General features: G+C 28.4%; 10 protein-coding genes. 9 read left to right on the plus strand and 1 reads right to left on the minus strand.

All coding sequences use genetic code 11. The features are described 5' to 3' along the window. From AAT22_RS02315 to AAT22_RS02355, 9 genes are all read left to right on the plus strand, one after another. Positions 1 to 2,922, plus strand: coding sequence for an extracellular solute-binding protein (locus AAT22_RS02315; protein ID WP_052953888.1), 2,922 nt, complete (start codon positions 1 to 3; stop codon positions 2,920 to 2,922). Positions 2,923 to 2,926: 4 nt separating this feature from the next. Continuing rightward, on the plus strand, positions 2,927 to 3,883 hold the full coding sequence (locus tag AAT22_RS02320; RefSeq protein ID WP_084820706.1) for a sugar ABC transporter permease: 957 nt from the start codon (positions 2,927 to 2,929) through the stop codon (positions 3,881 to 3,883). A gap of 15 nt (positions 3,884 to 3,898) precedes the next feature. Next, positions 3,899 to 4,771 carry a carbohydrate ABC transporter permease gene (locus AAT22_RS02325; RefSeq protein WP_047000106.1) on the plus strand — a complete coding sequence of 291 codons (873 nt, stop codon included), beginning with the start codon at positions 3,899 to 3,901 and terminating at the stop codon, positions 4,769 to 4,771. 12 nt (positions 4,772 to 4,783) lie between these two features. Beyond that, a complete protein-coding gene (locus AAT22_RS02330; RefSeq protein ID WP_047000107.1) occupies positions 4,784 to 6,799 on the plus strand; it encodes an NHL repeat containing protein in 2,016 nt (671 codons plus the stop codon). Next, a complete protein-coding gene (locus tag AAT22_RS02335; protein WP_052953889.1) occupies positions 6,792 to 9,002 on the plus strand; it encodes a DUF5696 domain-containing protein in 2,211 nt (736 codons plus the stop codon). The genes AAT22_RS02330 and AAT22_RS02335 overlap by 8 nt, the downstream gene beginning before the upstream one ends. A 2-nt stretch (positions 9,003 to 9,004) precedes the next feature. Then, complete coding sequence (locus AAT22_RS02340; RefSeq protein WP_047000108.1) at positions 9,005 to 9,874, plus strand: sugar ABC transporter permease; 870 nt, start codon at positions 9,005 to 9,007, stop codon at positions 9,872 to 9,874. Between the two features lie 26 nt (positions 9,875 to 9,900). Continuing rightward, positions 9,901 to 10,842, plus strand: coding sequence for a carbohydrate ABC transporter permease (locus tag AAT22_RS02345; RefSeq protein ID WP_047000109.1), 942 nt, complete (start codon positions 9,901 to 9,903; stop codon positions 10,840 to 10,842). Positions 10,843 to 11,027: 185 nt separating this feature from the next. Next, entirely contained in the window at positions 11,028 to 12,020 is a 993-nt protein-coding gene (locus AAT22_RS02350) for a LacI family DNA-binding transcriptional regulator (RefSeq protein WP_047000110.1), read from the plus strand. 84 nt (positions 12,021 to 12,104) lie between these two features. Next, positions 12,105 to 14,456: a beta-galactosidase gene (locus AAT22_RS02355; protein ID WP_047000111.1), complete on the plus strand. Its 2,352-nt coding sequence runs from the start codon at positions 12,105 to 12,107 to the stop codon at positions 14,454 to 14,456. A gap of 51 nt (positions 14,457 to 14,507) precedes the next feature. Here the strand turns inward: AAT22_RS02355 and AAT22_RS02360 are convergent, their stop codons facing one another. Further along, positions 14,508 to 15,251 (minus strand): alpha/beta hydrolase family protein, encoded by a 744-nt coding sequence (locus AAT22_RS02360; RefSeq protein WP_047000112.1) that lies wholly within the window; start codon positions 15,249 to 15,251, stop codon positions 14,508 to 14,510. Positions 15,252 to 15,314: the final 63 nt, after the last annotated feature.

Genomic DNA, 15,314 nt, shown 5'->3' on the forward strand with positions numbered 1-15,314 from the left:
GTGCTCAAAAGATTTAAGATCATTCCATTAATTATCATGGTATTATGTTTTACTTTTTTTGGAGACTCTATAAGGGTATTAGGAGAGACACAAGAAAAAACAGATGTTATTGAAGAGCGATATTCTACAGTTTATTCTACCTGGAGAAATGAAGGAGTAAAAGTCAGTGATGATTTTTACTCCAAAATATATTCAGAAGAATTTACGGTAAGCAATAATAAGAGCATTTTAGATAAAAAAGATTCAAGGGGTTATGGTAAAAAGGTAGTAGAATTAAAAAAAGATCAATCAGTAAAATTTCAAATAGAGACAAAAGAAGAAGGACTATATGAACTTAGTGTAGATTATTTTCCATTAAGTAATGGATTAGTTCCAATACAAGGACAAATTAAAGTAAATGATGAATTTCAATACTTTGAGGCAAGAAGATTTGTTTTTCCAGTATTATGGGAAAATGAAAGTTTAGATTTTAAATTTGATAGAAATGGTAACGAAGTGATGCCACTTCAAAAACAAGTAGAAACATGGCTTAATACAAGCTTTAGAGACTCAAGTTATAGGGAACCAGAAAATTTAAAGATTAAACTAAAAGCAGGAATTAATACTATTGAAATTTTAGGAAGTAGTGGAGAGATTTTAATAGGTGATATAACTATATCAGCACCAATTAAGTATGATACATATGAAGAATATAGAAATGGGTTAGAAAATAAAAATAAAAAAACTGGAGTATTAATTATACAAGAAGGTGAAAAGAATAAATATAAAAACAATACTGCATCTGGAGCCTATTCAAGTAGGGATATAGCAGTATCACCATACGATACAAATAAATTATTATTAAACACTTTTAATAGTAAAAAAAGTGGTCAAACAGTTTATTATGAAATTGAAGTTGAAGAATCAGGGCTATATAACCTAGCATTTAAGATCAAGCAAGATTCTAAAACTAATGCTAAAGTATATAGAACTATAACTATAGACAATAAAATTCCATTTGCAGAAGCAAAATCCTTTGCTTTTAATAGTACAAAAAAATGGCAAACAGTTTCTTTTGGAAATGAAAATGGGAATTTTGAAATATTTTTAGAAAAAGGTACGCATTTGATAGGATTAGAAGCAGATGCTAGTACCCATAATGATATTATCACAACATTATCTGAAGTTATGAGTGATGTTAATGATTTAAGTCTTGAAATTAAAAAGATAATTGGAAACAATGATGATCCCTATAGAGATTGGGATATAACAGATTATATACCTGGTATAGAAAAAGATTTAATTGCTATGGCGGATAACATAGAAAAAGAATTACAGCTTTCTATAGAGAAAAATGGTAGTGAAGATGTTGAGGAGTTTAATAAGCTAAAGATAGCTATTAATAAGTTAAGAGAATTAGCCTCTGACCCTAATAAGTTACCAAATAAACTTGGACAACTATCTGAAGGATCAGGCTCAGCATCACAAATGCTAGGAGATGTAATAGCTTTATTAGAATCACAACCATTAATGTTAGATCAAATATATTTATATTCAGATGATATGAAATTACCAGAATATAGTACTTCAATATTGAAAAAAGTATCAGAAGGCATAAAAAGATTTGCGCATTCTTTTGTTTCTAAGCAGAAAGTGGAGGCTAAAGAAGATGAAGTTGTTTTAAACATTTGGGTAAATAGAGCAAGAAGTTATGTAGATATACTGCAAAAAATAGCAGATGAAGAATTTACAAGTACTACGGGAATAAAAGTTAACTTTTCTGTAATGCCAAATGAGCAAAAGCTTGTTTTAGCCAATTCAGCAGGAACACAGCCAGATATAGCATTGGGTTTAAGTACTACTATTCCATATGAGTTTGCAATAAGAAATTCTGCATTAGACTTAACACAATTTGAAGATTTCAAAAATATTATAGGAAACTTTTCATCAGGAGCTTTAATATCCTACATGATGGAAGACGGTGTTTATGGATTACCAGAAACGCAAGATTTTTATGTAACTTTTTATAGAAAAGATATATTAAGTAAATTAGGAATTCCTGTACCAGATACATGGAATGAGGTTATAGAAATATTACCTGAATTACAAAGGTATGGTATGAATTATTATACTCCACTTGCATTATCAGCAGGATCTAAACCATTTATGTTTACAGCTCCATTTATATATCAAAATGGTGGAGATATATATAATCAAGAGTCTATGGAAGTAGATTTAAATTCAGAAGAAGCTTTAAATGGAATAAAATTAATGACAGATATATTTAGTATATATGGATTACCTCTGCAAGTACCTAATTTCTATAATCATTTTAGATATGGAACATTACCTATTGGAATAGGAAATATGGAAAATTATTTAAAACTTAAAAATGCTGCACCAGAATTAGAAGGGTCTTGGGCCTTAGCTCCACATCCAGGAATTGAAGGAGAAGATGGAGTTGTAAAGAGATGGGCTACTGGATCAGCACAATCAAGTATGATTTTCAAAGACACAAAAAATAAAGAAGAAGCTTGGGAATTCTTAAAGTGGTGGCTATCCACAGATACACAAGTAAATTTTGCATATCAATTACAAAATATCTATGGACCTGAATATGTTTGGAGTACAGCTAACTTAGAAGCATTTAAACAGCTTCCAATAGACGAAGAAGATAAGAATGCTATACTAGAGCAATGGAAGTGGCTAATAGAAGTTCCAAAATTACCAGGTGGTTATATGGTAGAAAGAGAATTAAGTAATGTTTGGAGTAAAATAGTATTTAATGATGAAAATCCAAGAGCAGCAATTGATAATGCTGTAATCACCATGAATAGAGAATTAAAACGTAAGTTAGAAGAGTTCGGATATATGAAAGATGGCAAAATAATAAAACAATATAGAATTCCAACAATTGAAAAATTAGAAAGTTGGGGTGAGTAGTAATATGGATAAATCAGCTGAAACAATTAAAAGCAGCAAATTAATAAATAGAATAAGAAAAACTAATAAAGGTGAAAAAAACAAAGAAGCTCTAAATGCTTATTTATTTTTAAGTCCATATTTAATTTTATTTATATTATTTATTGTTTTACCTGTTGTAATGGCTTTGGGACTTTCTTTAACGAATTTTAATGCTGTAGAAGCACCGAGCTTTATAGGATTAAAAAATTATATAACTTTACTAACTCAAGATTCAGAATTTATGCAATATGTACTACCTAACACCATAAAATTTGCGTTAATAGCTGGACCTGTAGGTTATTTTCTTTCATTCATATTAGCATGGATGCTTGCACAAATACCTAAAAAACCACGAACAATACTAGCTTTGATATTATACTCTCCATCTATGACAGCAGGAGTTGCAATGACTGTAGTATGGACTATTTTGTTTAGTGGTGACCAAACAGGGTATTTAAACAGTGTACTTATTAATCTAGGAGTAATAACTGATCCAATACAATGGTTACAATCGCCTAAATACCTTATGATAATTATGATAATAGTAACTTTATGGAGTAGCATGGGCGTTGGATTCCTAGCAATGCTTGCTGGAGTTCTGAATATTGATACTGAGATATATGAAGCTGGATATATAGATGGAATATCTAATAGATTCCAAGAAATAATTCATATAACTATTCCATCAATGAAGCCTCAAATGCTATTTGGAGCAGTAATGGCTGTTGTTGGAACCTTCCAGGCGGGGGCAATAGGAGTTCAGCTTTCGGGTGCTAATCCGACACCACAATATTCAGGGCAACTGATAGTAAACCATATAGAAGATTTTGGATTTATAAGATATGAAATGGGGTATGCAGCAGCTATATCCGTTGCATTACTATTGATGATATGGTTAAGCTCTAAAGTTGTTTGGAGATTATTCGGAGAAAATGATTAGTTAGGAGGAATTTAAATGGCAAGTTTTCATGGTACTAAAATAAATCCTGATAAATTTGATAAAAGCCAGATAAAGTTCTATTTAGTATTAATACCTATGGCTATATTTATGGGATTACCAATAGTTTATATTATATCACATGCATTTAAACCTATGGATGAGCTATTTGCATATCCACCAAGATTTTTTGTTAGTCACCCTACTTTTGATAATTTTGATAGTCTTTTTGCAGCTATGGATTTATCAGGAGTTCCTATTACTAGATATTTATTTAATAGTTTAACATCAACTTTATTGATTGTTGTTTTAACAATTGTAATAAGTGCACTAGCTGGATTTGCATTATCCAAAAAGAAGTTTAAATTAAAGGGGATTATATTTGAAATAAATACCCTTGCATTAATGTTTGTACCAATAGCAGTGGGAATTCCTAGATATTTAATAATAGTAAAAACAGGATTAATAGATAATTTTTGGGCACATATTCTGCCAGTGCTTGCAATGCCTATGGGAATATTCTTGGTAAAACAATTTATGGATCAACTTCCAGATGCCCTTATAGAGGCAGCTAAAATAGATGGAGCAAGTGACTTGACTATATTTTTTAGAATAGTTATGCCATTAGTAAAACCGGCTTTAGCTACTATTGCAATATTATCATTCCAAACAGCATGGAATAATATAGAACCCTCAACTTTATATATAAATAATGAATCTTTAAAGAACTTTGCATTTTATATGTCAACATTAACGTCAGCTAATACAGGAATTGCAGGGCAAGGTATGGCAGCCGCATCAGCTTTAATAATGTTTATACCAAATCTTTTAATATTTATATTTATGCAAAGCAAAGTAATGAACACAATGGCTCATTCAGGGATTAAATAGTGTGGTGATAAGATGAAGAAGAAGAGATTAGCAAAAATAACAGTCCTATTAGCTTTAATATTATGTATTACTACACCTTTAAAAGCTTTTGCTAAAGCACCATATAAAACATATACCGGCGGTCCAAATAAAGAGATTGTGGAAACACAAACAGCTTATGAACCATCTAATATTTTAAAGCTACAGACAAATTCTCCGGAAGATATGTTTTTAGATGAAGATAATACATTATATATAGCAGATACAGGAAATTCAAGAATATTAGTATTAAAAAATGATGAAGTTAAAAATATTGGTGTAAATATATTAAAGAAGCCAACAGGGGTTTACGTAAATTCAGAAGGCATATATGTTGCAGATAGTGAAAATAAAAAAGTTTATATTTTCAGTAAGGATGGATCCTTAAAACAAGAAATCGAAAGACCTACAGAACCTTTATTTGGGAAGAATACTCAGTTTATTCCAAAAAAAATATCAGTAGATAATAGAGGAAATATATATGTAGTAAGTGAAGGATCTAGTAATGGGTTAATTCAGCTTAATAATCAAGGGAAATTTACAGGATATTTTGGAAGTAATAGTACACAAACAACATTAAAAATGATATTACAAAGAATATTTTTTACTGAAAATCAAAAAGGACAATTATTTAAAAATGCTCCACCATCTCCTACTAATGTAGTAATAGATGAGAAGGGGTTAGTATATACTGCCACATACGGAATAGAAAGTAATGTAATTAAAAAGTTTAATGTTTCAGGAAGCAATATACTAAATGGAAAAGTTGATGAACTGACTAATACAATTATAGATATAGAGGTTGATAAGGATGGAAACATATTCGCAATGGACGAGCAAGGTTCTATTTTTGAATATGATAGTTATGGGAATTTACTATTTGCCTTTGGAGGAATAAGTACTAAGGGAGAGATAAATGGACTAACAAAAAATCCAATTGCTATTTCTATAAAAGATAGTGGAAATTTATTAGTATTAGACAAAGAAAAAAATATGATTCAGGAATATTCAATTACAAACTTTACTAAAGAGTTACATTTAGGGGTTTCTTTATATAAGGAAGGACTTTATCTAGAAAGTGAAAATAATTGGAATAATATTTTAAAGATGAATAGTTCATTTATTCTTTCTTATCAGGCTTTAGCAAAATCTTATTTTAAACAAGGGTTAAATGAAGAGGCACTAACTTCTTTTAAATTAGCAGAAGATAAAGCTGGATATTCACAAGCATTTTGGGAGATAAGAAATCAATGGTTACAAAGTAATTTGGCAAAAATAATAGTAATACTTATAATCTTAGCGATTATTTGGTCGGCTTTAAAATTTGTTGATAGAAAGAAAAGGATATTTAATCCAATTAGAAGACAAAAGGAAAAAATAATAAATAATAAATTAATTGCGGAAATACTTTATGCAAAGCGATTTATTAAAAAACCAATAGATTCATATTATGAATTAAAAAGAATGAATAAAGTATCAGTAATTTCATCTACAATTTTATATATATGGTTTATAGTACTACAAATTACAGGTATATATTTAAAAGGATATTTATTTAAAAATGTTATAGTACAACATGTAAATTTATTAAAAGAAATATCAATTGTAATAGTACCATTAGTATTATGGATTATAGCAAATTATATGATAGCTACCATTAATGATGGAGAAGGTAAATTAAAGGATGTCTATAATGGAACTATTTATGCACTGACACCATATTTAATATGGATGTTACCATTACAATTAATAACTAATGTTTTAAGTTTGAATGAAGGCTTTGTATATAGTTTTGGTACTTTAATTATATATACATGGTGTGCGATATTAATGTTTTTAATGGCAAAGGAAGTTCACAATTATTCAGGTAAAGAAACTGTTAAGATAATATTATTGACTGCTTTTGGAATGGTAATAATAGTTTTATTAGTAGCTATAATATTTATATTGATAGATCATCAATTAGATTTTATTAATTCGATTATACAGGAGTTGAAGATACGTGGGTAAGAAAAAAATATTAGCAATAGTAGTTACAGCTATACTTACCTTAAATATAGGAACAGTTGCTTTAGCTACTAATAATGAAGTAGTACATCTTAATAATAGTGGAACTAGAAAAGAAGGACAAAATAAAATAATACAAAATAAAGAAATACCAAGTAGTTATACAAAGGTTTCAGAAAATAGTAATTTAGAGTTATATTTAAATGAAAATACATTAGGTATAAAGGTTAAAAATAAAGTTACAGGATACATTTGGGATTCAACAATAGATATAGAAGAAGAAGACTTAAATCAAATATGGCAAGGCTTAGCAGAATCAGCTATAACTATTGAATATATGAATGAAAAAGGTAAAGTAGAAAAAGTTTCTATTTCTAATGGAAAACCTAAAATGAATATAAATAAGACTAGCGATGGCTTTAAAGTTAAACTAGATTTCAATAAACTAGGTTTTGAATTTGAAATGAAAGTAACATTAGAGGATACTTCACTTAATGTATCTATAGATAATGATTCAATAAAAGAAAAGAAAGAAAAAATACAGTTACAATCAATATATGTATATCCATTTATGGGAGCAACTAAAAATCAAGATATTTCAGGATATATGTTTGTCCCTGATGGAAGTGGTGGATTGATTAGATTAGAGGAAAAAAACAGTATCTCAACAGAACCATATGTAAATAAAATATATGGGGATGATTATGGGATTAAAGGCGTCACAGATTCAGGAATAAGAATGAATGAAGTAGAAAAAATAAAATATCCTGTATTTGGTATGGTTCATAACATAGATGAAAATGGATTTTTAGCAATTATTGATAAAGGTTCAGAGTTTGGAGAAATAAATGCATATCCAAGTGGAATAACAACAAAATATAATTGGATAACTTCCAGATTTATATTTAGAGATTCTTATTTTCAACAAACTAATAAAAAGGGTGATGGAGTTGTAGTCAATCAAAAAGAAGCTAATAAATTTGATATATCAGTTACTTATAATTTCTTAAGTAAAGAAGATGCAAATTATATAGGCATGGCTAAAAAATACCAAAGTGTACTTTTAGAAAATGGAACATTGACTAAAAAAGAAAATGAAAAATCAAATATTCCATTGAAATTAGAATTTCTTATGAGTGAAAATGAAAAAGCATTTATAGGAAGAAAGTTAGTTGAAATGACAACCATCGAAGATATAAGAAATATTACATCAAGTTTAATAGATGAAAATATAAATAATCTCCAGATTGTTGCAAGGGGATGGACTAAAGGCGGAGCTGGAGGAGCAGCCTTAAATCATAAATCTTTTGAAAATAAGGTAGGATCATCTTCAGACTGGGAAAAGCTTAATAAGGAATTAGAAAATAAAGATATATTAACTTATATGTACACTGATTATAGTAAAGTTTTTGAAAATGCTAAGGGGGTTTCCTTAGTAAAAGACAGTGCACAAACAATATCAGAGCAAATAATTAAATCAGGTTATTTAGGATTTAATTTTGTGGCACCAAAAACAGCTAAAGACTTTTTTGAAAATGATCAAGAATATTTTCAAAAGTATGGAATAAAAAATATAGCCATAGATTCAATAGGTTATAATTTATATTCAAATTATAATAAGAAAAATCAATCAACAAGAACAGAAGCTATGGAAATTAGTAAGGAAATATTAGGAAATAGTAGTACAAATAATGCATTGTATGAGCCAAATGATTATTTATGGAAATATACTGATAGTTATTATGGAATACCGATGAGTTCTTCTAACTATACCTTAATAACAGATAATGTACCTTTCGTGCAGATAGTATTAAAAGGATATGTTAATTATTTTGCACCAGAACTAAATTTTATAGCAGGCTCTAAGGATGCACTGTTACAAATGATAGATTATTCTGCATATCCAAGCTACTACATAACAAAAGAAGATTCAGTAAAACTAATAAATACCTCTAGTAGATGGCTATATACATCTAAATTTGATATATGGAACGATCAAATTATAGAGCAGTATAACTTTATAAATTCGGCGTTAAAAAATGTAGAAGGCCAAACTATTATAGATAGAAATATATTAGAAGATGGAATTGTTGAGACAGTATACTCAAACAATACGAGAATACTAGTGAATTACAATGAATCAGCCTATGAATATAATGGAGTCTTAATAGATGGAAAAGATTTCAAAGTAATTGGAGGGAATTAGGGATGAAGCTAAAAAATAAAACTAAAGAAAGTCTAATAGGCTATAGTTTTATATCTTTGTGGATTATAGGGTTTTTAGTCTTCACCCTTATCCCAATAGGTAGAACAGCATATTTAAGTTTTAATAAAGTTAAAGTAACTACAGAAGGAATAAAAACAACATTCTTAGGTATTCAAAATTATAAAGATGCTATACTTATGGATATTAAATTTGTAGATACTTTAATAAGTTATTTAGGGGAAATAGTAATTTATGTTCCTATAATATTAGTATTTTCATTAGCGATGGCAATGATGTTAAATATGGATGTTAAGTTTAAAGGATTATTTAGAACTATATTTTTCTTACCAGTAATTATAATTAGTGGACCAGTTGTAGAAAAGTTAATAGATAAAGGTGCTATGTCCATTCCAAGTATTACAAATATAGTAGAAAGTGGAGTTATAACAAGTACAGTACCAGGAGCATTAGGTAATATTATAACTACTGTGCTATCATCATTTATAACAATACTATGGTTTTCGGGAGTACCTATATTAATATTTATAGCAGGGCTACAAAAGATAGATAGAGCTGTATATGAAGCAGCAAGTATAGATGGTGCTTCAAAATGGGAAGGCTTTTGGAAAATAACATTGCCAGCAATAAATCCAATGATTATGTTAAATGTTGTTTATACTATAGTAACAATTTCAATGTTCTCACTAAATGAAGTAATAATGTATATACAAACAAAATCCTTCGATGATAAATGGGGATTAGGTTATGCATCAGCAATGTCATGGATATACTTTGTAGTTTTATTAGTTATATTAGGTATATTTATTTTAATTGTTAAACCTAAAAGTGATAAAAAGATCAAGAGAACATAATATGTATAAGTGAAGGCGTGATTAAAATGAAAGTAGAAAAAATATCTTCTATTATAAATAAAGAAAAATTAAAAAAGAAATTTCTAGGCAATAATAATGATGGAATGGTATATAAAATATTTGTTTACTTTTTCTTAATTTCAGTTGGATTCATATTTCTATATCCATTACTTACAGTGATTTCATATAGTTTTAAAGATTCAAGCGATATAGTTAATCCATTAGTAAATTGGATACCATCCAAATTATATTTAGGAAATTATGAAAAAGCTTTCACAGTATTAAATTTTAAGAGTGTATTGTTCAAAACAATATATGTAACAGCTATTCCGGCTTTAATTCAAACAATATCATGCTCTTTAATTGGGTATGGATTTGCAAGATTTAAGTTTACAGGGAAAAATGTATTATTCTTCTTAGTAATTGCAACATTTATTATTCCCCCACAAATAACAGTAATACCGCAATTTTTAATGTTTAAGGATTTAGGTTTACTTGAAAGTATATTAGCATATATACTTCCTGCATTATTTGGGCAAGGTATAAAAAGTGCTATATTTATATTAATATTCTTTCAATTTTTTAAGATGATACCAAAAGTATTGGAAGAAGCAGCTCAAGTTGATGGAGCAGGTGCATTTAGGATATTCTTTAAAATAGCAGTTCCAATGTCTGTACCAGCATATATAGTTTCATTCTTATTCTCATTTGTTTGGTACTGGAATGAAACTTATCTAGCAACTATGTTCCTAGGTGGTGAAATCCAAACATTGCCTATGAAGCTTCAACAGTTTGCAGCAGCATTTCAAAAGCTATTCCCTGCAAATGTAGTAACAGGTCAAAGTTTAAATGAAGCAGTTGAAATGGCAGGGACATTTTTGAATATAATTCCTTTACTAATTGTATATTTTATAGCACAAAAATGGTTTGTTGAAGGAATTGATAAAGTAGGTATTACTGGAGAATAATAAGGCTATAGCTTAGAAGGTAATTAACCTTCTAAGCTTCTTAAAATTACAGAAATTTAAGAAGAGATACTATAACATATATGAATTTATATAATGTATATTAAAAATTATACTAACTAAGGATGAATATATGGTAGAATTTAGATAGGTGTATAGGTTATCATTTCAGAATTAAGGGGGACAAAATGAGTAATATAAAGGATGTAGCAAAATTAGCAAATGTATCTATTTCTACTGTTTCTTATGCATTAAATAACACAGGAAATGTAAGTGATGAAACTAAAAAGAAAATATTAGATGCAGCCAAAAAATTAGATTATAGGCCTAGTGGCATAGCAAGAAGTCTAAAGACTAAGAAAACAGAGATTATAGGAATATTCTTAAATAATTTCAATGGTCCTATATATGGTGAAATTATAAGAGGAGTCAGAGATATAGCTAAATCAAATGGTTATGAGGTAGTTGTGGCTGAATGTATGGCTAGCAAAAACACAGTTACAAGACTATTCGGACAAAAAATAGTTGATGGAGCAATAGTCTTATCAGCAGATATAAGTGATAAGATTATAAAAGAGTATGCATCAAAAAGTTTTCCTATTGTAACATTAGATAGAGAACTAAAGGGAGACTTTATTTCAAGTGTTCTTATAGACAATAAAAATGCAGCATACAATGCAATAAAATTTATTGCAGAGCAAGGATATAAGGATATTCTATTAATAAATGGGCCTAAAGGAACTTACGATAGTGAAAAGCGTTATGAAGGATATCAAGAAGGAATTAAACAATATAATCTTAACTTAAAAGATGACTGGGATTGTATAGGAAACTTTGAAGAAGAAAGTGGATATAGAATATTAAAAAGGGTTATTGAGAGTGGTAACTTACCTGAAGTTGTTTGTGCAGCAAATGATGAAATGGCAATAGGGGCAATTAAAGCCTTAAAGGAACATAATATAAAAATACCTGAAGATGTAGCAGTTATTGGCTTTGATGATATTCCATTATGTGAATATATAACTCCAAAATTAACTACTATTAGAAGACCAGCTTATGATTTAGGTGTTTTAGCAACACATACTCTATTTAATAATCTAAAAGGAAATTATGATGGAAGAAGTAAAATGCTTTCTACAGAATTTATAATAAGAGAAACATTGGTAGAGAGAGAAAAATAATTAGATATAATTTCATAAAAAATAGGCATTTAAATGTCTATTTTTTATGAATAAAAGGAAAAAAGATTTCTGAAGGAGAGAGTAATGATAGAAGTTAAAAATAATACTATTAATATCAATGGTATTGAAGAATTCATTTTTGGAGGCGAAATTCATTATTTTAGGACTCCAAAAAGTAATTGGAGAATGCTTATAAGAAAGGCAAAAGAAGCAGGATGTAACCTAATAAGCACATATATACCTTGGTGCTGGCATGAATTTGAAGAAGGTAAATTTGATTTTATTGGCAAAACCATGGAAGAAAGAAATTTAGTTGAATTTTTAAAAATACTTAAAGAAGAGGAAGTTTATTGTATTGTTAGGCCAGGCCCTTATGTAATGTCAGAAATCAAAAATGAAGGAATTCCTCAGTGGTTATTAGACAAGTATGAAGATATAATAGCTAAAGATATAGATGGAAATAAACATGATACAAAGGTTATTTCTTATATGCATGAAACATATTTAGAAAGAGTTAAGATTTGGTATGAGGAAGTCTGTAATATCTTAGATTATTATCAGTTCACTAAAAATGGTAGTATTATAATGGTACAGCTTGATAATGAAGTTGGAATGCTACAATGGGTTACTAATAAGGCAGATTATAATAAAGCTACAACTAATTACTTTAAAGAGTATTTAATTGAAAAATATAAATCCTTAGATGAAATTAATAAGATATTACAAATATCAGCAAAAGGTATAGATGAAGTCATTAATGAATATTTATTGAGATCTAATTATATAGATGAAAAAATTTCATTAAAAATAGGAAGAGAATATAGCAAATTTATGCGAGGTTATTTTAGAAAATATATAGAAGCATTAAAAGGGTATGCAGAAGAATGTGGTATTGAAGTTCCTTTTATAGTAAATGTTCATGGATTTGAAGATCATGGCAACTCAGGAAGAGGGATAAGATATCCAATAGGATTATCTCAGTTATATGAAGCAGGAAAGATACCTAATGTAATATTAGCAGGAGATTATTATATAAGAAATATATCTTTTGATAATTATCCAGATCTTATAATATCTAATGCTTTTACTAAAGCAATACAAAATGAAGAACAACCTTTATTTTCTGCAGAATTTCAAGGGGGAGGATTATCCGATAGACCAAGACTTCAGCCATCTGATATAGATTTAAGTACAAGAGTTTGTATAGCAAGTGAAATGAATGCAATAAATTATTATATGTTTTGCTCAGGAGAGAATTATGAAAATATAGGGCTCTTTGGAAGACGGCATGAATGGCAAGCGCCATTAAAGATTAATGGTGAGGTAAGACCACACTATAATAAAATAAAATCTATAGGAGAAATATTAAATACTATAGGACGAGAATTAGTTAAGACAAAGAAAGTAAATGATATTTATATAGGATTTAATCCAGATTATTATATGAATGAGTATAAAAGTTTGAAAGATGCACCTGTATTAGATGGTATAGCAGGAATGAGAGATGCATTTCAATATGATGGAATGCTAAAATCCCTAACTCAAGCTAATATATCATATGAAGCCATAGATTTAGTAACTAAGGATATAGATGTTGATAAAGTAAAAACCTTATGGGTATTTTCTTCTGAATATATGGATAGATATATGCAAGAAAAGTTAAAACAATACGTAGAAAAAGGCGGGACTTTAGTATTGTATCCAACTGTGCCTAAGTATGAATTAAATGGAGATGAATGTACACTATTAAAAGATTTCTTAAATATAGAAATTAAAGAAAGTAGATGGGGAAGATTATATCCTAAGATACTTCATATGGATTCTGTATTTTCAAGTTTCGAAACGATTCTTGAGAATGTTAAGGGTGAAGTTATTGCTATCGATGAAGATGGCAGTCCTTGTGGATTTATTAATAATGTGAGTAAGGGTAGAATACTTTATTTAGGGGTTGGAAATTGTCAAGACTATAATTATAAAATAGATTTAGTAAAAGAATTATGCAAAAAGTTAGGTGTAACTATGTCTATAGAGGTAAATGATACTTGGATTAATGCATCTTTAAGAGAAGGAAAAGATACATCATTTATATTGATAAATAATTTTGATGAAATAGATAAAGATTTAAAAGTTATGATAAAAGGAAAAGAAGCATTTAATGGAAATCTTGTATCTATAAAAGGGAGAAACGGAGTTATACTTCCAGTTAATTTTAAAATCTCTAAAAAAATAAATATTAATTGGGCAACAGCAGAACTAACATCTATAGAAAAAGGTGAAGAAACAATTCTTGAATTTAGCACTATAAGAGGAAAAGAATATAACTTTTCTTTAACTTTGGACAATGGTAGTTTAAAAATTGAAGGTGCTTCAATAATAGATAATAATAAAGAATTAAAAGTATTAGCAAATGAAGATAAAATAAAAATTATTATATAAAATTAAAAATGGAGGAAATATTAAATTACTTCCTCCATTAATAAATTAAATTTATTTTTTCATAAAGTTAAGAAATTCAGCTATAGATTTACTCCAGTAATCCCAATCGTGAACCCCAGGACCTTCAATATAGGTAAAGTCGTAGTTAATAGAAGATAAATGATCTTTAAACCTTACATTATCCTCATATAAATGGTCTTCAGTACCACACATTAGAAATATATCAAGATCATATTGTTTATCATTAAGGACATCTGAAGATATTTTAAATAAATCATGTTTGCTGCCTCTTAATTTGCTGATATCTCCAAAGGTTAAATCAAATCTAAATATAGCATTATCTCTTTTAGGTGTTAATTCAGCAATATCAGTTGCTCCTGAAAATGATCCAACTAATGAATATTTATCTTTGTTTTTTAATGCTATTTTCAATGCACCATATCCTCCCATAGATAAGCCTGCTATGAAAGTATTCTTTCTATCTTTAGATACTTTGTAGGTATTTTCTATAAAGGATTTTAATTCTTCTGATATGAAATCTTCATATTGTGGACCATTTAATGCATTAGTATAGAAACTTTGTTCACCCCTTGGAAAAACAATAATAAAATTATGATTAGCAGCTAATTCTTTAATAGGTGAAAGATTAAGCCAATCATTTTCATTTCCGTAAGCACCATGTAAAAGATATAAAGTTCCAGTGGAATCATTTACATTGTCCATAGGAATTAATACATTAAAGCTTGTACTATAACCAAGAGATTTTGATTCAATTGTATGATTAATAATTTTCATTTTAATACCCCTTCCAATTCGAAACGTTTAATATTATTATAACATAAACTAAAATATATTCAA

The sequence above is a fragment of the Clostridium sp. C8 genome (genome assembly GCF_001010885.1).
Taxonomy (GTDB): Bacteria; Bacillota; Clostridia; order Clostridiales; family Clostridiaceae; genus Clostridium; species Clostridium sartagoforme.

Excerpts from the sequence above, each read along its gene's own strand:
- AAT22_RS02325 (WP_047000106.1), top strand. The coding sequence starts at position 3,899 with ATGGCAAGTTTTCATGGTACTAAAATAAATCCTGATAAATTTGATAAA.
- AAT22_RS02330 (WP_047000107.1), top strand. The coding sequence starts at position 4,784 with ATGAAGAAGAAGAGATTAGCAAAAATAACAGTCCTATTAGCTTTAATA.
- AAT22_RS02360 (WP_047000112.1), bottom strand. The coding sequence starts at position 15,251 with ATGAAAATTATTAATCATACAATTGAATCAAAATCTCTTGGTTATAGT.
- AAT22_RS02355 (WP_047000111.1), top strand. The coding sequence starts at position 12,105 with ATGATAGAAGTTAAAAATAATACTATTAATATCAATGGTATTGAAGAA.
- AAT22_RS02350 (WP_047000110.1), top strand. The coding sequence starts at position 11,028 with ATGAGTAATATAAAGGATGTAGCAAAATTAGCAAATGTATCTATTTCT.
- AAT22_RS02320 (WP_084820706.1), top strand. The coding sequence starts at position 2,927 with ATGGATAAATCAGCTGAAACAATTAAAAGCAGCAAATTAATAAATAGA.
- AAT22_RS02340 (WP_047000108.1), top strand. The coding sequence starts at position 9,005 with ATGAAGCTAAAAAATAAAACTAAAGAAAGTCTAATAGGCTATAGTTTT.
- AAT22_RS02345 (WP_047000109.1), top strand. The coding sequence starts at position 9,901 with ATGAAAGTAGAAAAAATATCTTCTATTATAAATAAAGAAAAATTAAAA.